25 protein-coding genes are annotated in these 22,882 nt (G+C 48.5%); 22 read left to right on the plus strand and 3 right to left on the minus strand.

Features of this window, described 5'->3' with window-relative positions; translation table 11 throughout:
• Position 1: 1 nt before the first annotated feature.
• Positions 2-574 (minus strand): DeoR family transcriptional regulator, encoded by a 573-nt coding sequence (locus AD710_RS09905; RefSeq protein ID WP_049627893.1) that lies wholly within the window; start codon positions 572-574, stop codon positions 2-4.
• Positions 575-750: 176 nt separating this feature from the next.
• Here AD710_RS09905 and AD710_RS09910 point away from each other — a divergent pair, with 176 nt between their 5' ends.
• The 5 genes from AD710_RS09910 (at position 751) to AD710_RS09930 (ending at position 4,752) form a co-directional block, all read left to right on the plus strand.
• Positions 751-1,092 carry a hypothetical protein gene (locus AD710_RS09910; RefSeq protein ID WP_016937241.1) on the plus strand — a complete coding sequence of 114 codons (342 nt, stop codon included), beginning with the start codon at positions 751-753 and terminating at the stop codon, positions 1,090-1,092.
• Positions 1,093-1,273: 181 nt separating this feature from the next.
• Positions 1,274-2,707, plus strand: coding sequence for a PTS mannitol transporter subunit IIBC (locus tag AD710_RS09915; protein ID WP_049627894.1), 1,434 nt, complete (start codon positions 1,274-1,276; stop codon positions 2,705-2,707).
• A gap of 25 nt (positions 2,708-2,732) precedes the next feature.
• Complete coding sequence (locus tag AD710_RS09920) at positions 2,733-3,164, plus strand: PTS mannitol transporter subunit IIA (protein WP_012116817.1); 432 nt, start codon at positions 2,733-2,735, stop codon at positions 3,162-3,164.
• Between the two features lies 1 nt (position 3,165).
• Positions 3,166-4,287, plus strand: a complete 1,122-nt coding sequence (locus tag AD710_RS09925; protein ID WP_049627895.1) for a mannitol-1-phosphate 5-dehydrogenase — start codon at positions 3,166-3,168, stop codon at positions 4,285-4,287.
• A gap of 69 nt (positions 4,288-4,356) precedes the next feature.
• Positions 4,357-4,752: a 3-hydroxyacyl-ACP dehydratase FabZ family protein gene (locus AD710_RS09930; protein WP_016937238.1), complete on the plus strand. Its 396-nt coding sequence runs from the start codon at positions 4,357-4,359 to the stop codon at positions 4,750-4,752.
• Between the two features lie 38 nt (positions 4,753-4,790).
• On the opposite strand, the gene AD710_RS19545 is transcribed toward AD710_RS09930, so the two are convergent.
• Complete coding sequence (locus AD710_RS19545; RefSeq protein WP_003156294.1) at positions 4,791-4,955, minus strand: hypothetical protein; 165 nt, start codon at positions 4,953-4,955, stop codon at positions 4,791-4,793.
• 127 nt (positions 4,956-5,082) lie between these two features.
• On the opposite strand from AD710_RS19545, the gene AD710_RS09935 reads away from it, so the two are divergent.
• The 9 genes from AD710_RS09935 to AD710_RS09975 all read left to right on the plus strand — a co-directional run bounded on the left by AD710_RS09935 (position 5,083) and on the right by AD710_RS09975 (position 12,489).
• Positions 5,083-5,832 (plus strand): Cof-type HAD-IIB family hydrolase, encoded by a 750-nt coding sequence (locus tag AD710_RS09935; protein WP_049627896.1) that lies wholly within the window; start codon positions 5,083-5,085, stop codon positions 5,830-5,832.
• Between the two features lie 200 nt (positions 5,833-6,032).
• Entirely contained in the window at positions 6,033-6,797 is a 765-nt protein-coding gene (locus AD710_RS09940) for a 5-oxoprolinase subunit PxpA (protein ID WP_016937235.1), read from the plus strand.
• 22 nt (positions 6,798-6,819) lie between these two features.
• Positions 6,820-8,034: an NRAMP family divalent metal transporter gene (locus AD710_RS09945; protein WP_016937234.1), complete on the plus strand. Its 1,215-nt coding sequence runs from the start codon at positions 6,820-6,822 to the stop codon at positions 8,032-8,034.
• 4 nt (positions 8,035-8,038) lie between these two features.
• A complete protein-coding gene (locus AD710_RS09950; protein ID WP_049627897.1) occupies positions 8,039-8,833 on the plus strand; it encodes a putative hydro-lyase in 795 nt (264 codons plus the stop codon).
• A gap of 28 nt (positions 8,834-8,861) precedes the next feature.
• On the plus strand, positions 8,862-9,593 hold the full coding sequence (gene pxpB, locus AD710_RS09955) for a 5-oxoprolinase subunit PxpB (protein ID WP_045926234.1): 732 nt from the start codon (positions 8,862-8,864) through the stop codon (positions 9,591-9,593).
• On the plus strand, positions 9,590-10,603 hold the full coding sequence (locus AD710_RS09960) for a 5-oxoprolinase subunit C family protein (RefSeq protein WP_049627898.1): 1,014 nt from the start codon (positions 9,590-9,592) through the stop codon (positions 10,601-10,603). The genes pxpB and AD710_RS09960 overlap by 4 nt, the downstream gene beginning before the upstream one ends.
• A gap of 18 nt (positions 10,604-10,621) precedes the next feature.
• Complete coding sequence (locus AD710_RS09965; protein WP_049627899.1) at positions 10,622-11,371, plus strand: IclR family transcriptional regulator; 750 nt, start codon at positions 10,622-10,624, stop codon at positions 11,369-11,371.
• A gap of 64 nt (positions 11,372-11,435) precedes the next feature.
• Positions 11,436-12,077 carry a GDSL-type esterase/lipase family protein gene (locus AD710_RS09970; protein ID WP_016937229.1) on the plus strand — a complete coding sequence of 214 codons (642 nt, stop codon included), beginning with the start codon at positions 11,436-11,438 and terminating at the stop codon, positions 12,075-12,077.
• 196 nt (positions 12,078-12,273) lie between these two features.
• Entirely contained in the window at positions 12,274-12,489 is a 216-nt protein-coding gene (locus AD710_RS09975) for a YczI family protein (RefSeq protein WP_406795068.1), read from the plus strand.
• Here the strand turns inward: AD710_RS09975 and AD710_RS09980 are convergent.
• A complete protein-coding gene (locus tag AD710_RS09980; protein WP_016937227.1) occupies positions 12,460-12,780 on the minus strand; it encodes an antibiotic biosynthesis monooxygenase family protein in 321 nt (106 codons plus the stop codon). The two genes, AD710_RS09975 and AD710_RS09980, sit on opposite strands and share 30 nt — an antisense overlap.
• Before the next feature lie 156 nt (positions 12,781-12,936).
• Between AD710_RS09980 and AD710_RS09985 the strand changes: the two genes are divergently transcribed.
• The 8 genes from AD710_RS09985 to AD710_RS10020 all read left to right on the plus strand — a co-directional run bounded on the left by AD710_RS09985 (position 12,937) and on the right by AD710_RS10020 (position 22,749).
• Positions 12,937-14,940 (plus strand): penicillin-binding transpeptidase domain-containing protein, encoded by a 2,004-nt coding sequence (locus AD710_RS09985; RefSeq protein ID WP_049627900.1) that lies wholly within the window; start codon positions 12,937-12,939, stop codon positions 14,938-14,940.
• A 114-nt stretch (positions 14,941-15,054) separates the two neighbouring features.
• Positions 15,055-15,957, plus strand: coding sequence for an aldo/keto reductase (locus AD710_RS09990; RefSeq protein WP_049627901.1), 903 nt, complete (start codon positions 15,055-15,057; stop codon positions 15,955-15,957).
• Between the two features lie 296 nt (positions 15,958-16,253).
• The gene (locus tag AD710_RS09995) at positions 16,254-18,338 is read left to right on the plus strand and encodes a BglG family transcription antiterminator (RefSeq protein WP_049627902.1); all 2,085 of its coding nucleotides are present in this window, start codon (positions 16,254-16,256) and stop codon (positions 18,336-18,338) included.
• A 220-nt stretch (positions 18,339-18,558) separates the two neighbouring features.
• Complete coding sequence (locus tag AD710_RS10000; protein ID WP_049628793.1) at positions 18,559-20,073, plus strand: class I adenylate-forming enzyme family protein; 1,515 nt, start codon at positions 18,559-18,561, stop codon at positions 20,071-20,073.
• Between the two features lie 159 nt (positions 20,074-20,232).
• The gene (locus AD710_RS10005) at positions 20,233-21,093 is read left to right on the plus strand and encodes an SDR family oxidoreductase (protein WP_016937221.1); all 861 of its coding nucleotides are present in this window, start codon (positions 20,233-20,235) and stop codon (positions 21,091-21,093) included.
• A gap of 12 nt (positions 21,094-21,105) precedes the next feature.
• The gene (locus AD710_RS10010) at positions 21,106-21,609 is read left to right on the plus strand and encodes a D-lyxose/D-mannose family sugar isomerase (RefSeq protein ID WP_016937220.1); all 504 of its coding nucleotides are present in this window, start codon (positions 21,106-21,108) and stop codon (positions 21,607-21,609) included.
• An 87-nt stretch (positions 21,610-21,696) separates the two neighbouring features.
• Complete coding sequence (locus AD710_RS10015; RefSeq protein WP_049627903.1) at positions 21,697-22,320, plus strand: GNAT family N-acetyltransferase; 624 nt, start codon at positions 21,697-21,699, stop codon at positions 22,318-22,320.
• A gap of 6 nt (positions 22,321-22,326) precedes the next feature.
• On the plus strand, positions 22,327-22,749 hold the full coding sequence (locus AD710_RS10020; RefSeq protein WP_049627904.1) for a pyridoxamine 5'-phosphate oxidase family protein: 423 nt from the start codon (positions 22,327-22,329) through the stop codon (positions 22,747-22,749).
• The last annotated feature ends 133 nt before the right edge of the window (positions 22,750-22,882 follow it).

The following is a 22,882-nucleotide window of genomic DNA, read 5'->3' on the forward strand; positions in this document are numbered from 1 at the left end:
GTTATGTCTTGCTGCAGGTGCATCCCTTCTGCCTGTCGTGTAAGATGATGTCCGCCGCCTCGTCAAAGGTGCAAATGACCCCGCCGAAGCCTTTTTGAAACCGATCTGCGTAATCACGCGTTGAGAAGGGAATCGCCTGAGGCCGGCAGCAGTGAAGGTCAATATCGGCATGGACTAAAAAGTAAGCAGAAGCGGCCGTCAGCGTCGTCTGGAGAAGAAAATCCTTACAAATGACATGAGACACTTCTTCCTTTTTATCCTCATACCGCAAAATCGCGCAATGAATGCAGCACATCTGCTCAACGGCTTGTGAAACAGTAATGAGCTGGACAGAATATGAATGCTGAATCGGCCGCAGGCAATAGCCGCATTGATTGGCGCTTTTTTCTGAAGCGGGCGGGAGCGTAATGCCGCCGGGTGTCCGGATAATCCGGTTTGCATCCGCCAGCTGATTGACGTCTCTGTACACGGTCATCTCGGAGACGCCGAATCTCTCGCTTATGTCAGAGATTTTCAGCGCGCCCTCCTCTTTCAGCCATTCAAGCAAGGTTTGCTGTCTGTTAATCGGAAGCAATTCTGCATCCTCCTTTTTATGCGAATGAGTGATGAACCTCCTTTTAAGAGTAGATGTTTTCACAAATGTGCACAAGAGCCTGATGATAAAATGTGTGAAAATATGTTGAACAATCACAAATGTAAAACGCGGAGACAGACTCTGTTATAATAGAAGAGTTGAATGGAGGAATAAAAATGAAAGAAACGACCTGCCCGAACTGCGGCAAGCCGATTACAGGCGACATGGTCAGATCATCCATGATCCCGTGCCAGTTTCAGTGCGGACATTGCCATGTGAAATTGCGTGAATATAAAGTATCAGCTCCGATTATGGCTGTAGCCATTGCGATAACCGTGCTTTTGATTTATCTTGTGCAGATGGCCAGAACCGCCGTCATGCCGATGTTTCCGGCCGCGCGGTATGTGCCGGCCGCCATTTTTGCGCTCGTATGTGCGTATCCGGTGTTTATTGTCAGTGAGCGGATCATTGCCAAACTCGTCGTTACAAAAGGACACATTATATACAGGAAGCGGTAAGACACCTTTGATGAGGTGTCTTTTTTAGTTAAGGATTTGTCACAGTCTCTGTGCCAAACTCCTCTTTACTTTTCATTGAATGAGGATTGTAAGCGTTTTATGATGAAGGCACAGGGGCGAAAGAAAACCCCGTGTCTTATTTGTTTTCATCTTAAGGCAGGCAAACAGGGAGGGAAATGGTATGCAGCAAGAACAGCAAGCTGGCATGAAAGTAAAGATACAGCGGTTCGGCAGTTATTTAAGCGGTATGATCATGCCGAATATCGGCGCATTTATCGCATGGGGAATTATCACCGCGCTGTTTATTCCTGCGGGATGGTTTCCGAATCCGCAGCTGAATACATTGGTAAGCCCGATGATTACGTATCTTCTGCCGCTTTTAATCGCATATACGGGCGGAAAAATGATTTACGATCACCGCGGGGGAGTCGTCGGAGCGACAGCGGCCATCGGGGTCATTGTCGGGGCGGACATACCGATGTTCTTAGGGGCAATGATTATGGGGCCTTTGGGCGGTTATCTCATTAAACAATTAGACCGTGTGTTTAAAGATAAAGTCAGACAGGGTTTTGAAATGCTGATCAACAACTTCACGGCGGGAATTATCGGCGCGGTGCTGACGATTATCGCGTTTTATGCGATCGGCCCGGTCGTCCTGTCTCTTAACAAATTGCTGGCGGCGGGTGTGGAAGTCATTGTCCACGCGAATTTGCTGCCAATTGCAAGCGTTTTCGTAGAACCGGCGAAAGTCCTGTTCCTGAATAACGCGATCAACCACGGCATTTTAAGTCCGATCGGAATCGAGCAGGCAGCAAAAGCGGGTAAATCCATTCTGTTCTTAGTGGAAGCGAACCCGGGGCCTGGACTCGGTATTTTACTGGCATACATGTTCTTTGGGAAAGGTTCTTCAAGATCGACGGCTCCGGGAGCGGCGATCATTCATTTCTTCGGGGGGATTCATGAAATCTATTTCCCTTACATTTTAATGAAACCGATGCTGATCCTCGCGGCGATCGCCGGGGGAGCGAGCGGGCTGCTCACATTCTCGATTTTTAACGCGGGTCTTGTCGCGGCATCATCTCCGGGCAGCATCATCGCCATTTTGGCGCTGACACCGAAGGGAAGCTATCTCGGCGTGCTGGCGGGCGTCATCGTTGCCGCGGCCGTATCGTTTATCGTCTCGGCGCTTATTCTGAAATCGTCTAAAGCGGGAGAAGAAGATCTGACAGCCGCTGCGGAAAAAATGCAGGAAATGAAAGGCAGGAAAAGCGAAGCGGCGGCCGCATTGGCGGACAAAGAGGAAGAGCCGGAAAACAGTGCCGCTGATATTTCCGCTGACAAAGTCAGCCGCATTATCTTCGCATGTGATGCAGGTATGGGATCGAGCGCAATGGGCGCCTCCATTTTAAGAAACAAAGTGAAAAAAGCAGAACTTGACATTGATGTGACAAATACGTCGATCAATAATCTTCCGAATAACGCGGATATCGTCATTACGCATAAGGACCTGACTGACCGTGCGAAAGCGAAGCTGCCGCAGGCGGTGCACATGTCGGTTGATAATTTCTTGAACAGCCCGAAATACGATGAACTGATTGAAAAGCTTAAAAACTAATCAAACAGAAAGAGGGATTTTCATCATGGAAGTATTGGCTAAAGCGAACATCAAACTGAACCAGACAGTGAATTCAAAAGAGGATGCCATCCGCCTGGCGGGACAGACGTTGATTGATAACGGTTACGTGAAAAACGGCTACGTGGAAAAAATGTTCGAACGTGAAGAAACATCATCCACGTTCATGGGGAATTTCATTGCGATCCCGCACGGCACGGAAGATGCGAAGGATGAGGTGCTTCATTCAGGCATTTCCGTCATCCAGATTCCGGACGGGGTGGAATACGGTGAAGGCAATACGGCAAAGGTCGTTTTCGGTATTGCCGGAAAAAACAATGAACACTTAGACATTCTGTCAAACATCGCCATCATCTGCTCAGAGGAAGAAAACATCGAGCGGCTGATCAGTGCAAAGACGGAAGAAGAACTGGCCGCGATTTTCAGCGAGGTGAACTGACATGATTGCTCTTCATTTCGGAGCGGGAAACATCGGGCGGGGCTTTATCGGCGCTTTGCTCCATCATTCCGGCTATGAGGTTGTTTTTGCAGATGTGAATGAAACGATGGTCGGCCTTCTCAATGATAAGAAGGAATATACCGTGGAGCTTGCCGACGGCGGCCGGCAGACAGAAATTATCGGCCCCGTTTCAGCCATCAACAGCGCGGTGCAAGAACAAGAGCTGTACAGGCTGATCAATGACGCGGTGATCATTACGACGGCAGTGGGCCCGAACGTTCTCAGACTCATCGCCCCGTCCATCGCGGAAGGGCTGAAGCGCAGAACGTCCTCTGAGCCTCTCAATATCATTGCCTGTGAAAATATGATCGGCGGCAGCCGTTTTCTGAAAAAAGAAGTTTTCGGACATTTGACGGAAGCGGAGCGGGAACTCGTGAACCGGACGGTCGGCTTCCCTGATTCTGCGGTGGATCGGATCGTGCCGATTCAGCACCATGAAGACCCGCTGAAAGTATCCGTAGAGCCGTTTTTTGAATGGGTCATAGACAGAACCGGCTTTGCCGGCGGTCAGCCGGCACTTAAAGGTGCGATATTTACGGATGATCTTACGCCTTTCATCGAAAGAAAGCTGTTTACCGTCAATACCGGCCATGCCGTTACAGCGTATGTCGGCTATCAGCGCGGACTAAAAACCGTCAAAGAGGCCATCGGCCATCCTGAAATCCGGCGTGTCGTGTACGATGCACTTTCAGAAACGGGCGAGTACTTGGTGAAAGCGTACGGCTTTAAACAAGCCGAACACGAGCAGTACATGAAGAAAATCATCGGCCGTTTTGAAAATGAATACATCACGGATGATGTGACAAGAGTCGCCAGATCACCGCTCAGAAAACTCGGAGCGAATGATAGATTAGTAGGTCCGGCCAAAAAAATAAAAGAACCGAACGCGTTGGCGGAAGGCATCGCCGCCGCCCTGCGCTTTGACTATCAGGATGATCCGGAAGCGGTTGAGCTGCAGAAGCTTATCGCGGAAAAAGGAACGAGCGGTGTTCTGCAAGACATTTGCGGTATTCAGCCGCATGAGCCGCTGCACGGCATCGTGCTCAAAAAACTCAATCAATAAGATGAATCCGCGTCGGGGGACGCGGCTTTTTTTTCTTCTGTTATAATGTTGGGGAAGGGAGGCTGTATGATGACTCAAAAGCTCCTACCCCACCGTTTTCCGTTTCTTTTGATTGACGGCACGACAAACAGCGAAGCCGGAAAATGGGCGGCCGCTTACAAAAACATCAGTGAAAATGACTGGTTTATAACCGAATCACAAAGAGAGATGCCGTTTTCACTCGTCATTGAAGCGATGGCCCAAACGGCGGCTTGCGCGGGAATTACCGGCGGTGACAGCCTCGGTCTTTTATCCGCGGTGAAGAAAGCGGAAAGATTAGGCGCCGCTTTGCCGGGAGACCGTCTGGATCTGCTGTTTGAAGTCACGCGAACAAGGCGCGGGTTTGTGTTCGGCCGGGCGAAAGCGTCCGTTGCCGGGAATCCGGTAGCGGAAGCTGAGATCAGCATATTTATCGCACCATCGTAAAAAAAGCCGCCTCCAGCGGCGGCTTTCGGACAAGCCTGTTATTTTGTATCATAATCTCTTTCACTCTGTGAATTGTCTCTTTGGTCGTGTTTGTGTTTTTCATCATTGGCGTTTTCCTTCAGCTCTTCCAGCGGAATCGGATCGGTTAAATCATGATGTTCAGGATTTTCATTCGGTTTGTTTTTCTGTTTTCTTTCTTTCATCCTCCATCACCTCAATATTTCTTTTCCTCAACGTGCTCCCCGCCAAACGTCAGGAGCGGTTTTTTGTTCCTGTGGGTCATATGTATTAAAATAGAGACGACTACATTATAAAAAGTGAGGTACATATATGCCGATACAAAGAGAAGACGCAGATATTAAACTGATCGCGATTGATATGGACGGAACCCTGCTCAATGACGAGCAGCTCATCCCGGATGAAAACCGGCGGGCGATCAAGGAAGCGGAGGCGAAAGGAATTCACGTCGTCATCAGCACCGGGCGCACGCTGATGACATGCCGCGAACTGGCTGAGTCTCTCGAGCTGTCATCCTTTTTAATTACGGCAAACGGCAGCGAAATCTGGGATTCCAACTTTGAGCTGGTTGAGCGCAAGCTTCTTCATACCGATCATATTCAAAAATTATGGGATCTGAGAAATAAGCACAATACGAATTTCTGGGCCTCTACCGTCGATAAAGTGTGGAGAGGGGAATTCCCGGAAACGATTACGGATCACCAGTGGCTCAAGTTCGGATTTGAAATCGAGGATGACGATGTGCGGAATGAGGTGCTGAAAGAGCTGAAAGAAAACAAGGAGCTTGAAGTCACAAACTCAAGCCCGATCAATATCGAAGTCAATGCCCTCGGCATCAATAAAGCGGCGGCGCTGGCAAAGGTATCGGAAAAACTCGGCTTTACGATGGAAAATGTGATGGCTATGGGTGACAGTCTGAATGACATTGCGATGATTGAAAAAGCGGGTGTCGGCGTCGCCATGGGAAATGCGCAGGATATCGTAAAAGAAACCGCTGACTGGGTGACTGATGTCAACACGGAAAACGGAGTCGCCAAAGCGATCCGCCACTGGGTATTATAATAGAAAAAAGAGAGCCTCTGGATGAGGCTCTCTTTTTTGTTTGTCACATTTGTGACTAGGTCCATGGTAGGTTTTCTGACAAAGGTATGTTCAAACGTGTCAGAATTGATATAATTGAGTGAAATCCAACAATTCGGAATAGTCGTTCCGAATAGCGGAATGATAATCATATAAAACGCTTACAATACAGGAGGGAGCTTATGTTTCAGATTGACATCAATTGTGATTTAGGAGAAAGTTTCGGTGCATATAAGATCGGGATGGATGAAGAGATTTTGGATTATGTGACATCTGCAAACATCGCCTGCGGCTTTCATGCGGGTGATCCCAGCGTGATGCGCAAAACGGTTGCGCTTGCGGCGGAAAAGGGCGTGAAAATCGGCGCTCATCCCGGGCTGTTCGATCTTCAAGGATTCGGGCGGCGGCAGATCGCGATTACGCCCGAGGAAGCGTATGATCTGACACTGTACCAAATCGGCGCGCTGTCAGGTTTTTTAAAAGCAGAAGGTGTCGCGATGCAGCATGTAAAGCCGCACGGCGCTTTATATAATATGGCCGCCGTCAACCGCGGCCTGTCGGAGGCCATCGCTCAGGCGGTCTTTCATTTTGATCCCGGGCTCATTCTTTTCGGGCTAGCCGGAAGCGAGCTGATTAAAGCGGGAGATCGAATCGGACTGCAGACGGCAAGCGAAGTGTTTGCAGACCGCACCTATCAGGAAGACGGCACGCTGACGCCGCGTTCACAGCCGGATGCGCTGATTCAGGATGACAAAAAAGCGGTCGGGCAAGTGATTCAAATGGTGAAAGACAACACGGTGACATCACGTAAAGGACAAGCCGTAAGCCTGAAAGCGGACACCGTCTGCATTCACGGAGACGGCGCCCACGCGCTGACATTCGCCAAAACAATCAGAAACGAATTAAAAGCGGCTGACATTCAAATCAGTGCGCTTTCAAAAGACTGAGCAGCAGAGGGAGGAAGATAGCATGGAGCAAAAGAAAAAAACAGCCGGAAAGGCTTCCGGCAAATGGTCGCTGCTTTTAGGCGCGACATTTCTGATGGCGACATCATCAATCGGGCCCGGCTTTCTGACGCAGACGGCCACGTTTACCAATACATTGGCGGCAAGCTTCGGCTTTATCATTTTAATCTCTATTATTTTGGACATTTTCGCGCAAACCAATGTATGGCGGATTATCGCGGTTTCCGGAAAGCGCGGCCAAGAGATTGCAAATATGGTGCTTCCGGGCGCCGGTTATGCCATTGCTTTTCTGGTGGTGCTTGGCGGACTGGCGTTTAATATCGGAAACATCGGCGGCGCGGGTCTCGGCCTTCAAGTATTATTCGGAATCAAACCGGAGATCGGCGCTTTAATCAGCGCTGCGATTGCGGTTTTGATTTTCGTCATAAAGGAAGCCGGAAAAGTCATGGACCGTTTTATGCAGATCGCCGGAATTGTCATGATCGTATTGACGGTGTATGTTGCCGTAACGACGGCTCCGCCGGTCGGACACGCCGTTGTGAAAACTTTTATGCCTGATCATATCAGTGTGCTGGCGATCGTGACGCTTGTCGGCGGCACGGTCGGCGGATACATTACATTTGCCGGCGGCCACCGTTTGCTTGATTCAGGCATTCAAGGGAAGGAAGTCATTCCTCAAGTCACGAAAAGCTCCGTCACAGGCGTATTGATTACATCTGTTATGCGGATTGCTCTGTTTCTCGCCGTGCTCGGCGTCGTCTCAAAGGGCCTGCGCATTGATCCTGATAATCCCGCAGCTTCTGTATTCAAGCTTGCGGCGGGAAATGTCGGCTATAAAATTTTCGGTGTCATCATGTGGTCTGCGGCTATTACGTCTGTCATCGGCGCCGCATATACGTCAGTGTCTTTCTTCAAATCGTTCTCGGCAAAAATCGAAAAGCATTCGAACGGCGTAATTATCGCTTTTATCATCGTATCCACTCTCATTTTTGTCACGATCGGCCAGCCTGCCAAAATTCTGGTCGCGGTCGGTTCGCTTAACGGTTTAATTCTGCCGCTTGCATTAGCGATGATTTTGTTGGGCGCTTATAAGAAAAAAATCGTCGGCGACTACAAACATCCGATCTGGCTGACAATCGCGGGGGCAATCGTAGTCGTTGTCATGGCGATTATGGGCATCTATACATTATTCTCGCAAATGCCGCAGCTATGGGGCTGATGACATGAAAAAACATATGAGTGACATGAGTCCCGAAGAAGTCAGGCAGCTTATCAGAAAAGGGCGGATGACCGGGCCGACGGCGGGATTGGCCGCTTCTTACGCACAAGCCAATCTTGTCGTTTTGCAAAAGGATCTTGCCTTTGATTTTCTCTTATTCTGCCAGCGCAATCAAAAGCCTTGTCCGGTGCTTGACGTGACGGATGCGGGTTCACCCGTTCCGGCAATAGCGGCGCCGGGAGCTGATATCCGGACGGACTTTCCGAAATACAGAATCTATCGGCATGGCGTGCTTACTGAAGAGGTGACGGATCTCACGCCATATTGGAAGGATGATTTTGTCGGCTTTTTGATCGGCTGCAGTTTTTCATTCGAGCAAGCCCTTATCAATCAGCACATTCCAATCAGGCATATTGATGAAGGCGTGAACGTTCCCATGTATAAAACAAATATTGACTGTGTTCCGGCGGGCCCGTTTTCAGGAAAGATGGTCGTCAGCATGAGGCCGATTCCGGAAAGACTGGCAGTCCGCGCGGCACAGGTCACGTCACGTTTTCCCGCTGTGCACGGCGCCCCCGTCCGCATCGGGAATCCGAAAAGCATCGGCATCAGCGATCTGAATCAGCCGGACTTCGGAGATGCCGTAACGGTGAAAGAAGGCGAAGTTCCTGTATTCTGGGCGTGCGGCGTTACACCGCAGGCGGTGATCATGGAAACAAAGCCCGATATCGTGATAACCCATTCACCGGGGCACATGCTGATCACGGATATACGGAACGAATCGCTTGCTGTTCTGTAAGTAGAAAGAAAACAACGAGGTGATGACAATGAAGCAGTATAGCGGCAATACAGCGCTTGATATACAGCCGCACGGTGATTCCGCCGTTATCATCCGCTTTGGCGGGCACATCAGCGAAGAAGTCAACAGCCGGGTGCATGCGGCGGCCGCCTGTATTGAAGAACGGCCGTTTCCGGGCTTCGTTGAATGTATTCCGGCATTCACAAGCTTAACGATCTTTTATGATGTGTATGCCGTCTCACAAATAAAAAAAGGCGTCTCTCCTTTTGCTTTGGTCAAGAAAGAAGTGACAGAACGCCTCAGCCATATAAAGGCCGGCCGGCAGGAAGAGCGCCGGGTGATGGAAATCCCCGTTTGCTACGGCGGTGATTTCGGTCCTGATTTAGAAGACGTCGCTGAGATGAACGATCTGACGCCGGAAGACGTCATCCGCATTCATACCGAAGGCGAATATCTCGTTTATATGCTCGGATTTGCGCCGGGATTTCCGTTTTTAGGAGGAATGTCTGAGCGGATCAGAGCGCCGAGAAAGGCGTCGCCAAGGCCGTCGATCCCGGCTGGTTCAGTAGGAATCGCAGGGATGCAGACCGGTGTGTATCCGATATCCACCCCCGGCGGCTGGCAGCTGATCGGCAGCACTCCGCTTCGGCTTTTCAGGCCTGAAGAACAACCGCCGAGCCTGTTGAGAGCGGGCGATACTGTGAAATTCGTCCGGATCTCAGCGGAAGAATACAGCCGCATCAAGGAGGGAGCCGAATGAGCATGAAAGTGATGAAGCCCGGTCTTCTGACGACGATTCAGGATACGGGCCGAACAGGGTATCAGAAATACGGCGTACTGGGCAGCGGCGCAATGGATACAATCTCTCTGCGCATCGCCAATCTTCTTGCCGGAAATAAAGAAACAGAGGCGGGGCTGGAAATTACGCTCATGGGGCCCGGGCCTTCCTTTGAGTTTTCAGAACCGGCGGTCATTGCCGTCACGGGAGCCGATTTCGCCTTTCATATTAATGGAGAACCGGCTCCTCTGTGGAAACCGATTTTGATAAAGGAAACAAGCGTCGTCTCATTCGGGCCGTGCAAAATGGGGAGCCGCGCTTATCTTGCCGTTGCGGGGGGATTTGACGTGCCCGCCGTCATGGAAAGCAAAAGCACGTATGTCAGAGCGGGGATCGGCGGCTTTTGCGGAAGAGCGCTGCAAAAAGATGATGAGCTGCCGCTCGGCGGTATGACGCAGTGCTCGGAACTGATCGCTGCCCGTCTGAGCGAATCTCCCGGGCAGCATGGTTTCTCAACGCCGGATTGGTCAGTCAGCAGCAGAGGATTTCTGCCGCTGAAAAGAAATCCGGTCATTCGCGTGCTTGAAGGCGCTCAATTTCATGCGTTTACAGAAGAAGCAAAACGGCGTTTTTACCAAGAATCGTATACGGTCACGCCGCAATCCGACCGAATGGGCTACCGCCTGAAGGGCGCCCCGCTTGAATTGCGGGAGCCGCTTGAAATGGTATCTGAGGCTGTGACATTCGGGACGGTGCAGGTGCCGCCGGACGGCAATCCGATTATACTGCTGGCTGACAGACAGACGACGGGTGGCTACCCGCGAATGGCGCATATCATATCCGCCGATCTTCCTCTTGCCGCCCAAACGATGCCGGGGGAACATATCACGTTCGCTGCTGTTTCGCTGGAGGAGGCGGAAATGCTGCTGTTGGAGAAGGAACAGCAGCTGAAGGAGCTGAAAGCAAGACTCAAAATGGAATGGCTGATCTGACAAAGGGGATGAAAGGTCATGGAAAACAAAAACAAAACCGTCATCAAATCAATGGAGCTGCTTCATTTATTCCTGACCGAACCGAGCCTGAGCTTAAATGAGCTGGTTTCTCTATCGGAAATGCCGAAGACCTCGGTTCACCGGATGGCAAGTTCACTGGAGGAAATGGGATTTCTCACCCGGACAGCGGACGGCCGTTATCAGCTTGGTCTGATCTTTTTACAATTCGGCCAGCTCGTCTCTGACCGTCTGGACATCAGGAAAATAGCCAAGCCGGTGATGGAAAAGCTGTGCGGTGAAGTGGATGAGGCCGTTCAGCTGATTATGAGGGACGGCGATGAAGCCATTTACGTCGATAAAATTGAGGGAACGCAAACCGTACGGCTGTATACTGCAATCGGCCGCCGGTCGCCGCTGTATGCGGGAGCGTGCGCCAGAAGCATTTTATCGTTTCTGCCGCGAGAGGAGATTGACACATACATTCAGAAAACAAAGCTTGCCGCAATCGCTTCAGGCACGATGACGAATCCGGCTGAAGTGCTTCAATCCATTGAAACGTCATTACAATCAGGATATACGATCAGCTATTCGGAATTAGAGGATTACACGGCAGCGATTGGGGCGCCGATTTTCAATCACGAAGGCAAGGTGGCTGCGGGAATCAGCATCGCCGGCTTTGAAGCCAGGTTTTCAGAGGACAGGCTGCCGTACTTAACCGAAAAAGTCAAAAACGCCGCTCGGCATATTTCTGAGAAATTGGGTTATTGACCGAGCCAATTTTTCTTCACTCGCGTACATTACAATATCGATAGTAACGAGTGGAGGAAAGAAAATGGGACTTGTTTATACGGCGCTTGGGGATTCTTTGACGACAGGAAGGGGATCCGGCCCGTTTTCCGCCGGTTTTGTTCAGCGGTTCGGACGTATGATGGCAGAAGATTTACAGACAAAAACCGACGTATCCATCTTTGCTAAATCTGGCCTTGAGACGGGAGAAATTCTCGGGCTTATGTCCTGGCCGTACATTCAGAGGCGGATTCAGGCTGCTGATATGATTACCATTACAGGCTGCGGCAACGATTTGATCGATTCGGTTCGGGAATATCAGCAAACATCGGACGCTTCGGTGTTCACCAGTGTGTCCAGTCACTGTCACGAGAACTTTGAAAAGATGATAGCCAAGATCACAGCCTTAAAAGGGCCGCACCCGTCTCCTTATGAGATCCGCGTCTTCAATTTATACAACCCTTTCCCGGGTATTTCCATTGCAGAGAAATGGATATCTTCTTATAATGCACACCTCAGCACACTCGCATCGGCGCCGCACGTCAAAATTGCCGATGTCCACAGCGCTTTCAAAGGAAAGCTGAACGAATATCTCTCTCATGACCGCGTCCACCCCAACGGCAGAGGATATGAAGTCATGGCATGCGTTCTCAGAGGACTCGGATACGGAAGCCTCGCCCGCTCATAAACCGCGCGCTCCTTTTCATCGGGAGCGCGCTTTTCGTTCTCCTTAAAACAAACTTAAAATTGTCCGACTTTCGTTCTATCCGCGTAAAAAGTACGCTAGAATAATGGGGGATAAAGACAGAAATAGAATTGTGTTCAAAAAATGCTAACAGAAAGGATGGATTTTTTTGCTGCGCGTTTTAAAACTGTCACTCGCGATGCTGATTATTATACTTGCTGCTGCCGCATTTACGTATGCAGAACATACATCTGTCATACAGCCGATCATGCTCGTGTTTCTCGGTGCGGTCATGTTCATTCAGGGGCTGGAAGAAAAACGGAAAGAAAACGACGGCTCCGGGAAATTCAATATATATACCGCCGTTTTTGTATGGTCGATCTCCTTAATCGGTTTTACGCTTCACGTAATCTGAGTTTGATAGATCCTGAAAATGCTCCACAACGGGAAATGGTGAATAAAAACGGTGCAGTAAGGCTTTCCATTCCTGATATTTCGGCGATCCGCGAAAGCCTTTTGTATGATCCTCTAATGTTTCCCATTCCACCAGCAGCAAATATTTATGCGTTTCCTCCATACATTTGGACAAGGAATGGGACAGATAACCTTTCATCCCCGCTATAATCGGCTCCGCCCGGCGAAATGCCGCTTCGAATTCTCCTTCAAGACCTTCTTTTACATGCAGCATGGCTGCTTCTCTGATCATTCGGAACTCCCCCTTTTAATTAATAGATACATTGTATAAAAATATGGACAAAAATAGCTGAAAAACATAAAAATTTAAAACACTATAAATAAAAAATCCTTGCAAGCCTCATTTGGTTTAGGAGAAAATAACAATTGGAAGGCAGGGGAATAGACAGTGAAAAAAGGATTATACCTATTACTTTTACTCGCAGGAATCATAGGTTTAATCGGCTGCTCGAAATCGGAGTCAGCCGAAGACAGAATGAAAGATTTCGTAAAAGACTGGAATGGCGGTCATTACGATAAAATGTACCAAAGCCTCACCCAGGATGAAAAGAAAAAACTATCCAAAAAGGATTTTGTAAAACGATATGAAACCATTTATGAACAAGCAGGGGTCAAAAATCTGAAAGTCACTGCCGAAAAACAGGACGAAGACGATAAGAAAAAAGATGACCTTCAGCACATCGATTATAAAGTCAGCATGGATACAAAAGCAGGGAAGGTCGCCTTTGACAACACGGCCGTCCTGAAAAAAGAAAAAACAGACGATGGAGAATCATGGAACATCGACTGGAATCCTTCTTTTATTTTCAAACAGCTTTCCGATGACAAAACCGTGCAGATCGCAAATGAAGAACCGAAGCGCGGGCAAATCTACGACAAAAACGGCAAAGGCCTGGCCGTGAATACGGAGGTGCCGGAAATCGGCATTATCCCTGGAAAACTCGGCAAGGATAAAGACAGCGTGATCAAAAAACTGTCTGAAAAACTGGACCTTTCTGAAGACGATATCAAAAGCAAGCTGAATCAGGGCTGGGTAAAAGATGACTCCTATGTTCCGATTCAAAAAATCAGACCGGATGATGAAAGCAAGGTCAAAAGCCTGCTCGCATTAGATGGCGTGACGAAAACGAAAGTCAGCTCCCGCTACTATCCATACGGTGAAAAAGCGGCCCATCTGACCGGATATATTAAAACAATCACAGCGGAGCAGCTGAAAAAAGCGAAAGAAGGCCAATACAGCGACACCTCCAAAATCGGCACCGCCGGCCTTGAAAATGTATACGAAGACAAGCTGCGCGGCACGACCGGCTGGAAAATTTACGTCCCGCAAACGGGAGAGGTCATTGCTGAAAAGAAAGCCGAAAACGGGCAGGATATTCATGTAACGATTGATATGAAAACGCAGACGAAGCTGTATGATTCCATGAAAGATGACAGCGGAGCGGCAGTCGCCCTTGAACCGCAAACGGGAGAGACCCTCGCGCTTGTCAGCGCACCGTCTTATGATCCGAACGGCTTTATTTTCGGCTGGAGCGGCAAAGAATGGAAAAAACTGAATGAAAATAAAGACAATCCATTTTCAGCGAAATTCAACAAGCTGTATGCACCGGGATCAACGATTAAACCGATTGCCGCGGCAGTCGGCCTGACAAACGGCACATTGAAAGCGTCGGAAAAGAAAAAAATCACCGGAAAAGAGTGGCAGAAAGATTCAAGCTGGGGCGGTTACCATGTCACACGCGTATCAGAGCGCCTGAATGAAGTGGATCTCGAAAACGCGCTGATTACATCGGACAACATCTACTTTGCGCAAAATGCCATAGACGCCGGAGCGGACGCGTTTACAAAAGGATTAAAAACATTTGGCTTTGACGAAGACATTCCGTACCAATTCCCGATTGAAAAGTCGTCAATCGCAAATGGCAGGCTTGATTCCGAAATTCTTCTCGGAGATACGGGCTACGGCCAAGGGCAGATGCTGATGTCTCCGCTGCACTTAGCGGCTGATTATACCGCATTTGTAACAGACGGAAATCTCGTCAAACCGACATTAATCAAAGACGGAGAAAAAACACCGCAAATCTGGCATAAGCAAGTGGTATCCAAAGCCAATGCCGAAGAAATCACAAAAGGGCTGAGAGGCGTCGTTGAAGATCCGCGCGGCTCTGCATATCAGCCGGCCGTAAGCGGCATTACTGTAGCCGGAAAAACCGGCACAGCCGAGCTGAAAACGTCAAAAGAAGATAAAGACGGCAAAGAAAACGGCTGGTTTGTCGGCTACGATTATAAAAAGAAAGACCTCTTGATCGCGATGATGATTCAAGACGTCAAAAAACGCGGCGGAAGCCATTACGTCGTTGAAAAAGCGAAAAAGCAGTTTCAGAATCATTAAATGACGATTTTTGCGGGCTGAAAGGAAAATCAGCCGCCGAAGCAGAATGAAACAGCATGGGCAATTCCTGAAAACAGAGAGACAAGGGCTCACTAAGAAAAAGGGGGATTTCACATGCAGCGTATTCAAATGGCTGAAGACCTGGAATTTTCAAGAGTGATACACGGACTTTGGCGCCTGAACGAATGGAATTATTCGGACACAGAGCTGCTGGATCTGATTGAATGGTGTATCAGCCAAGGCATTACCACCTTCGACCATGCCGATATATACGGCAGTTATACATGTGAAAAGCTGTTCGGCGGTGCTTTGTCCCTTTCACCTTCGATAAGGGAGCAAATCGAAATCGTCACAAAATGCGGGATCGTCATTGAGTCACCGGAACGGCCCGGCAACAAGCCGCACCATTATAATACGTCGAAATCTCACATCTTAGCGTCGGCTGAGCAGTCGCTCTTGAATCTGAATACGGATTATCTCGATGTGCTGCTCATTCACAGACCCGACCCGCTTATGGACCCGGAAGCTGTGGCTGAAGCGTTTCATGCGCTGAAAAGCTCGGGCAAGGTCAGATATTTTGGAGTGTCAAACTTTAAAGCGCACCAGTACAGAATGCTCGAATCCTATTTGGACGATCCGCTCATCACGAACCAAATTGAAATTTCTGCTTACGAGCTGGAAAATATTCATGACGGCACGCTGGATTTCTGTCAGGAAAAACGCATCCCGCCGATGGCGTGGTCACCGCTTGCGGGCGGAAGCGTTTTTACAGGCCAATCAGATAAGGACGTCCGGATCCGCGCGGCGCTTCGTTCCGTACAGGAAGAAATCGGCGCTGCGTCCATTGACGAAGTCATGTACGCATGGCTGTTCACCCATCCGGCGGACATCATGCCGATTGTCGGCAGCGGAAAACAGAGCCGCATTTCCGCCGCGGTGCGTGCATCAGCTAACACACTCAGCCATGATCAATGGTTTCGGGTTTATACAAGTGTCCAAGGTTATGATATTCCATAAACAAAACGCCCGGAAGGTATCTTCCCGGGCGTTTGTTTATGTGGTGTGCAATGTCTAAAAACAAGTAAGGTCACTTTGAAGTATAGCCGTTCAGATGAAAGGAACCAAGCGTCATGGCATATTATCTGACACATTTTTCTTATTCAATACTGTCACACGGACCAGTGCCAAATTGCCATTAGAAAATGGTTGAATAATCATTGAAAGCGTTTTATATTTTTAATTACAACACTTTCCCCGGAAGCACCCCCCATGTGCCGCATCCCCCACAACTAGAAAATCTGGAGGCGCGTTTCATGTATATGACAGCGAGAGAACAAAAATTAATGAAACATCTTTTACTGCAGAACCGGTACGAAACAGTGCATGAACTGGCGGAAGCTTTACAAGTCAGCACAAGAACCGTTCACCGCGAATTAAAAACAATCAAACCGCTGATGGAATCATTCGGTCTGGCACTTGATAAACAGCCCGGCAAAGGACTGAAAGCGGTGGGAAACCCGGAGGATAAACAGAAACTCCTTTCAGACCTGTCCTATGAACAGCAAGAATACAGCGCTGAGGAGCGGAAACTTTTAATCCTATGTTCACTATTAGAGTCCCAAGATCCGATCAAGCTCTACAGTCTGGCGAACGAACTCCAAGTGACAAACGCGACGATCAGTTATGATCTTGATGAGCTGGAGACTTGGATTGCGCCCTTCGGCTTGACGCTGATCCGAAAAAGAGGCTTCGGCATTCAGCTGACGGGGCCGGAAAATGCGAAACGGAAAATCGTCGGCAATCTCATGGTCAACCGCCTTGATATTCAAAGCTTTTTGGAAGCGGTTGAATTGAATATTAAAGGAAAACCCGACGCTGCTGATAAAATGTTCGGCGTCGTAAATAAAGCGGAACTTTTGAAAATGGACCGGCTCTTGATTCAGCTCAAGGAAAAAATTTCGATCGCCTTATCTGACAGCTCCTATATGGCGCTGGCGGTTCATTTAACCTTTGCGATGGAGCGGATCAGACTCGGAGAAACCATCACGATGGAGGCTTCTGAACTAAAAGCGCTGCAGCAGACGAAGGAATACGGCTCCGCGCTCGAAATGGCAAAAGAGCTTGAAAAAGCATTCGGCGTTTCGATACCGGAGGCTGAGATCGGCTATATCACCATCCATTTACGGAGCGCCAACCGCCAATACAAAACCGAATTCAAGCCCGAGAACATTGAAGTTGAAACGGCTTTGCAAACAAAGCAGCTGATCGGCTTCATTTCAGAAAAAATTAAAATGGATCTGACGGAAAACGGCTCTTTATACGACGGTTTAATCGCTCATCTCGAGCCAGCCATCAACCGGGTAAAAGAGAGTATCGACATGTACAACCCGATGACTCAGCAAATTAAACGCGACTACTTCCTGCTGTATATGGCCGTAGAAGAAGGAATGGAAAAATTCTTTCCGGGGCTTCATTTCCCTGATGATGAGATCGCTTTCATCGTTCTGCACTTCGGCTCCGCCCTGGAAATCAAACGGGAAGAAGCGAAAATCAAAGCGCTGATCGTCTGTTCAAGCGGCATCGGGTCGTCCAAAATGCTCGCATCCAGACTGAAAAAAGAGCTCCCGGAAATCCGTTCCTTTGATATGTCTTCCCTTATTGAACTGAAGGACCGTGATACCGCCGCGTACGACATGATCGTGTCCACCGTGCCGATCCCGTATGAAAACATTGATTATGTCATGGTCAGTCCGCTTTTAAATGAAGAAGACGCCGATCAGGTCAAGCAGTACATCAAAAGAAAGATTCCGCTGATTCTTGACAAGAAAAGAAACGGCAGAAGAGAGGAGAACCAGCCGGAGACGCCTGATATGCTGGAAGCGGCCGGGCGTATGGCGCATTATGCGGCGGTTATCCAAAGCGTGCTGCGGAACTTTTCGATCAAATCTATTGATTCAAACATGGCGTATGAGCTGTTTTTGAACCGTATGTTTGCCATGCTGGAGGAAGAAGGATTGGTTCATCATGCCCGAAAAACCGCACAGCACCTTGCAGAGCGTGAAGAACAGGGCGGTCTCGGCATTCCGGGAACGGCAATGGCACTGTACCATCTCAAAAATGAAGAAATTGTCACGCCTTTTTTCAAAATTTATGATTTGACAGCTCCATGCAGTGTCAAAGGCATGGACGGAAATTCCCTGACCGTCGGCCGCGCTTTAGTGATGATGGCGCCGGCTGATATGCCCGCTGAAGGATCGGAAATATTAAGTGCGGTCAGCTCGGCCATCATTGAATCCGAAGCCAGTATAAAAGCCTTCCAGACTGAGGATCAGGCCGATTTATACAAACGTTTAAACAGGCTGTTCTATCATTTCATTCAGGAAAAAGGACAGCGCTGAACAGATGGCGCACACCTCATATGGGGTGTGTTTTTTTCTGTATGTATGAGGGTAAGGGGAAGGGAAGAAACTAAAACATGGGACTATTGTATCATTCACGAATGGAATAGTTCTAAAACAAAATAGTTTTACAAGTTATATTTTTTGGTTTAAAATGGGTTGCGTGAGGAAGAAAATCTGACAGAGTTTTTTGTGATTTATGATTATGGGAGATGAAAATATGGAGACATTACAGCATCTGATTCTGCACGACATTTCAAATAGCGAAGAGATCGAAGCTGTAAAAAGCGGTGCGCATACCCTGACTTACGCGGAATATCGAAAACGAATCAACCAGCTTGCGCAATCGCTTCTTGATAAAGGAATAAAAAAAGACGACAGAGTGGCGATGCTTTGTAAAAACGGCCACGCGGCATCTATCGTCATGTTTGCGGCACTTGAAATCGGAGCGGTGGTTGTGCCGGTCAGCTGGCAATTAACACCGTATGAAATGAAAGGCATTTTAGCAGCCTGTGAACCGAAAGCTGTTTTTTACGGCACTGAATTTAAAGAGATTATGGAAGAAGTGCTTCCTGCGCTTGCATCTTCTCTTAAACTGAAGGTCGTGACCGGAACAGCTGCGGAGACAACACCTGAGTTTGACGCTTTATTGACAGGCGCCGGCGATACACCGGACGTCGAAACAGTGTCCGAAAACGATACGGCATTGCTGATGTTTACCTCGGGTACTACTGGCAATCCGAAACGCTGCATGATCACTCACGGCGGCATATACAACTACGTAAAAGCGACATTGGCATACACGGGGAGAATGCAGAATGTCCGCTTCTTAGCATGCCATCCGAATTACCATACGAGCGCGATTATCTGCCAGATGGTCGGCACGATGAGCGGAACGACATTCATTATGACAGACAATCAGGATCCTGTAGAAAACTTGAAGCTCATCGAAAAGGAGAAAATTCAAACCATCATGGCGCTTCCTGTCTATTACACATACTTGCTGAAAGCCTGGGAAAAGCACCAGACTGACATGTCTTCTATCGTTTATTTGATGACTGGAGGAACAAAGGTGCCAAGCAGCCTGATCCAGCAGTATCGCGACATCGGCATTCCGCTCATGCACGGATACGGAAGCACTGAAGCATGGGGCATCAGCTCTTGGAATCCGCAAATGGGAATGGATAAAGCCGCTTCCGCGGGTAAACCGATGGAAGAAGTGGACGTCCGCATTGAAGATCCGGAAACAGGCGAAGTCCTTCCGCAAGGCTCAATCGGAGAAGTCGTTGTGACAAATCCGTTTTTATTCAAAGGATACGAAGATAACGAAGAAGCGACACGAAAAGTGCTGAAAGACGGCTGGTTCTATACGGGCGATTCCGGATATGTGGATGAAGACGGATTTATCTTTATCACCGGACGTTATAAAGATGTCATCATCTACGGAGGCGACAATATTTATCCTGACCAGATTGAAGAGGTCATTCAGCAAGTGCCGGGAATTCTCGAAACGGCGGTTGTCGGTATCCCTGATCCGCTTTACGGTGAAAAACCGAAAGCGTTCATCGTGACAAACGGTAGAGAAGACCTGACAGAAGAAGAAGTGACCCGATTCCTTCAAGAACGTCTCGCTGCCTTTAAAATTCCGGACATTGAGTTCGTCAGCGAACTTCCGAAAAACAACCTTGGAAAAGTGAGAAAAGACGTTCTCCGCAAACAAGCGGTACGTTCATAATTGAAAACATAAACCCGGCTGCCAGCCGGGTTTTTTTTCTTGCGTTTCATGTGAAACATTTTTCTCCGAAAACATTTTGAACTGTCTCATTCATGTTTATCCAAAAGCCAGCAGAGGTAGACAAGAAATATGACAACGAACAATAAGGAGGAACTTGACATGGAAAACTATCCGAAGGAATTCCCTGCAAAATCACAAAACCGCCAGCCGGGCATTGAAAACGAAATGAATCCGGCGCCTGTTTACGAATACAAAGAATATAAAGGCGCTGATAAACTAAAAGGGAAAACCGCGCTTATCACAGGGGGCGACAGCGGTATCGGACGCGCCGTAGCGGTCGCTTACGCAAAGGAAGGCGCAAATGTCGCGATCGTTTATTTTGATGAAAACGGAGATGCGGAGGATACAAAAAAACGAGTGGAAGAAGAAGGCGTAAAATGTCTGTTAATCTCCGGCGATGTCGGTGAGGAAGACTTTTGCAATGAAGCCGTTGAAAAAACGGTTGAAGAATTCGGACGTCTTGATATTCTCGTGAATAATGCCGGGGAACAGCATCCGAAAGAAAGCATTAAGGACATTACAAGCGAGCAGCTTCACAGAACCTTTAAGACAAACTTTTACTCACAATTTTATTTGACTAAAAAAGCAATTGATTACATGAAGCCGGGCAGCGCGATCATCAATACGACATCCATTAATCCATACACAGGCAATCCGCAGCTGATTGACTACACGGCTACGAAAGGCGCGATTAACGGTTTTACGAGATCAATGGCGCAAGCGCTCGTCAACGACGGTATCCGTGTCAACGCCGTGGCGCCGGGACCGATCTGGACACCGCTTATTCCGGCGACATTCTCGGAAGAAACCGTCGCTTCCTTCGGTCAGGATACGCCGATGGGCCGGGCAGGCCAGCCTGTTGAGCATGTCGGCTGCTATGTGCTCTTGGCCTCAGATGAATCATCTTATATGACCGGACAGACGCTGCATGTCAACGGCGGCAGATTTGTGACCACATAAGGAGGCTGAAGCATGACAATATCGAAGCAAGACGTAAATGCATACTATCAAAAAGCGGGAATCGTTCTGACTGATGACGAAGTCGAAGATATTCAAATCATGGATTACGGCTTAGGCAAGCTTGAGGAAACCGGGCTTCAGCTGTTTATTTATGTGAATACCGACCGCTACTGTTCAAAAGAATTGGTGCTCTTCCCGCGCCAGACGTGTCCGGAACACCGTCATCCGCCGGTCGGCGGCGAAAAGGGAAAACAAGAGACATTCCGCTGCCGCTGGGGGAAGGTGTATCTCTACGTGGAAGGCGAAAAGGCAGAGAACCCAAGCGTCCTTCCGCCGGAAGAAGATAAGGAATACTACACCGTCTGGAATGAAATTGTGCTGGAACCGGGCGGACAATACACCATTCCGCCGGATACGAAACATTGGTTCCAAGCAGGAGAGGAAGGGGCCGTCGTTACGGAAATGTCATCGCCAAGCACGGATGATCATGACATTTTTACCGACCCGCGCATTTAAAGATGAGGCTGCACGCCTCATCTTTTTTTGTATGGAAAAAAACGAATTTATCTGTATAATGGCTAATAAAGGAAAGAAGGTGTGATCGTGTTTTCCTGTCAAATCCGGGAACATCTGACGATCAGATTGCTTACCAAAGAAGATACGAACGAATTGTATTCTGTTTTGAAGCGAAATCAAAACCATCTCAGCGAATGGCTCAGCTGGGCGGAAGAACTGGCTGATATCGATACGTACCGCGATGTGATCATTCCGGAATGGCGCTATAAATACGCGGAAGAGAATGGTTTCGACGCCGGAATTTTTGTAAAGGGCCGGTTTTGCGGCATGATCAGCATCCATAATGTCGATTCAGTCAATCAAAAAGCAGAGATCGGCTACTGGCTGGATCGGGAGCATGAAGGATTCGGCATCATCACAGCAAGCTGCCGGGCGGTTATCACCCATGCATTTCAGGACCTCGGGCTGAACCGCATCATGATCAGCGCCGCTGAAAAAAACACGAAAAGCAGGGCGGTGGCGGAACGGCTTGGATTTCAGAAAGAAGGACTGACGAGAGAAGGCATTTTCGTACAGGGCGCATACCATGACACGGTGAATTACAGCATGCTGAAGCGGGAATGGAGCGAAGAACGGCAGAAGAGCACATTTCTTGGTTTAAATGTCTCCCCAATGTGGAAAAGTAACAGCGGAGACGTTAAAAAGGAGTGATTCTTCATGAATCAAAATGAAATCAAAGAAAAAGTGCTTGAAGTACTGGATCATCATAAAGTCGGTTCGCTTGCGACAGTAGAGCAAGGCAAGCCGTATTCACGCTACATGACATTTTTCCATGACGGCTTAACCATTTATACGCCGACGAGCAAAGACACTCATAAAGCGGAAGAAATTGAAAACAATCCGAATGTTCATATCTTGTTAGGGTATGACTGTGACGGATTCGGTGACGCTTATGTGGAAGTGGCCGGAACCGCCAAACTGAACAACTCAGCAGATTTAAAAGAAAAGCTGTGGGATTCGAAACTGGAACGCTGGTTCGAAGGAAAAGACGATCCGAACCTGGTGATTCTTGAAATTGAACCGAAGCAGATCAAGCTCATGAACGCGGGTGAAAAAACGCCGGCCGAGCTGGAACTTTAATAAATCATTTGATCATTCGGGGGCAATCTGTTATAATTAACTGCTAAGTGACAACATGCAAATAAAAAAGAAAGTAAACTTCTTTTTTCTGTTTTGATATAGAAGCTTCAGGCTTCAACGGACAGCTTGAAAA

This window comes from Bacillus sp. JFL15, assembly GCF_001184225.1.
GTDB lineage: Bacteria > Bacillota > Bacilli > Bacillales > Bacillaceae > Bacillus > Bacillus siamensis.

Bases quoted from the DNA above. Each gene is read 5' to 3' on its own strand.
- AD710_RS09910 (WP_016937241.1), top strand. From the start codon at position 751: ATGAAAGAAACGACCTGCCCGAACTGCGGCAAGCCGATTACAGGCGAC.
- AD710_RS09915 (WP_049627894.1), top strand. From the start codon at position 1,274: ATGCAGCAAGAACAGCAAGCTGGCATGAAAGTAAAGATACAGCGGTTC.
- AD710_RS09920 (WP_012116817.1), top strand. From the start codon at position 2,733: ATGGAAGTATTGGCTAAAGCGAACATCAAACTGAACCAGACAGTGAAT.
- AD710_RS09925 (WP_049627895.1), top strand. From the start codon at position 3,166: ATGATTGCTCTTCATTTCGGAGCGGGAAACATCGGGCGGGGCTTTATC.
- AD710_RS09930 (WP_016937238.1), top strand. From the start codon at position 4,357: ATGACTCAAAAGCTCCTACCCCACCGTTTTCCGTTTCTTTTGATTGAC.
- AD710_RS19545 (WP_003156294.1), bottom strand. From the start codon at position 4,955: ATGAAAGAAAGAAAACAGAAAAACAAACCGAATGAAAATCCTGAACAT.
- AD710_RS09935 (WP_049627896.1), top strand. From the start codon at position 5,083: ATGCCGATACAAAGAGAAGACGCAGATATTAAACTGATCGCGATTGAT.
- AD710_RS09940 (WP_016937235.1), top strand. From the start codon at position 6,033: ATGTTTCAGATTGACATCAATTGTGATTTAGGAGAAAGTTTCGGTGCA.
- AD710_RS09945 (WP_016937234.1), top strand. From the start codon at position 6,820: ATGGAGCAAAAGAAAAAAACAGCCGGAAAGGCTTCCGGCAAATGGTCG.
- AD710_RS09950 (WP_049627897.1), top strand. From the start codon at position 8,039: ATGAAAAAACATATGAGTGACATGAGTCCCGAAGAAGTCAGGCAGCTT.
- pxpB (WP_045926234.1), top strand. From the start codon at position 8,862: ATGAAGCAGTATAGCGGCAATACAGCGCTTGATATACAGCCGCACGGT.
- AD710_RS09960 (WP_049627898.1), top strand. From the start codon at position 9,590: ATGAGCATGAAAGTGATGAAGCCCGGTCTTCTGACGACGATTCAGGAT.
- AD710_RS09965 (WP_049627899.1), top strand. From the start codon at position 10,622: ATGGAAAACAAAAACAAAACCGTCATCAAATCAATGGAGCTGCTTCAT.
- AD710_RS09970 (WP_016937229.1), top strand. From the start codon at position 11,436: ATGGGACTTGTTTATACGGCGCTTGGGGATTCTTTGACGACAGGAAGG.
- AD710_RS09975 (WP_406795068.1), top strand. From the start codon at position 12,274: ATGCTGATTATTATACTTGCTGCTGCCGCATTTACGTATGCAGAACAT.
- AD710_RS09980 (WP_016937227.1), bottom strand. From the start codon at position 12,780: ATGATCAGAGAAGCAGCCATGCTGCATGTAAAAGAAGGTCTTGAAGGA.
- AD710_RS09990 (WP_049627901.1), top strand. From the start codon at position 15,055: ATGCAGCGTATTCAAATGGCTGAAGACCTGGAATTTTCAAGAGTGATA.
- AD710_RS09995 (WP_049627902.1), top strand. From the start codon at position 16,254: ATGTATATGACAGCGAGAGAACAAAAATTAATGAAACATCTTTTACTG.
- AD710_RS10000 (WP_049628793.1), top strand. From the start codon at position 18,559: ATGGAGACATTACAGCATCTGATTCTGCACGACATTTCAAATAGCGAA.
- AD710_RS10005 (WP_016937221.1), top strand. From the start codon at position 20,233: ATGGAAAACTATCCGAAGGAATTCCCTGCAAAATCACAAAACCGCCAG.
- AD710_RS10010 (WP_016937220.1), top strand. From the start codon at position 21,106: ATGACAATATCGAAGCAAGACGTAAATGCATACTATCAAAAAGCGGGA.
- AD710_RS10020 (WP_049627904.1), top strand. From the start codon at position 22,327: ATGAATCAAAATGAAATCAAAGAAAAAGTGCTTGAAGTACTGGATCAT.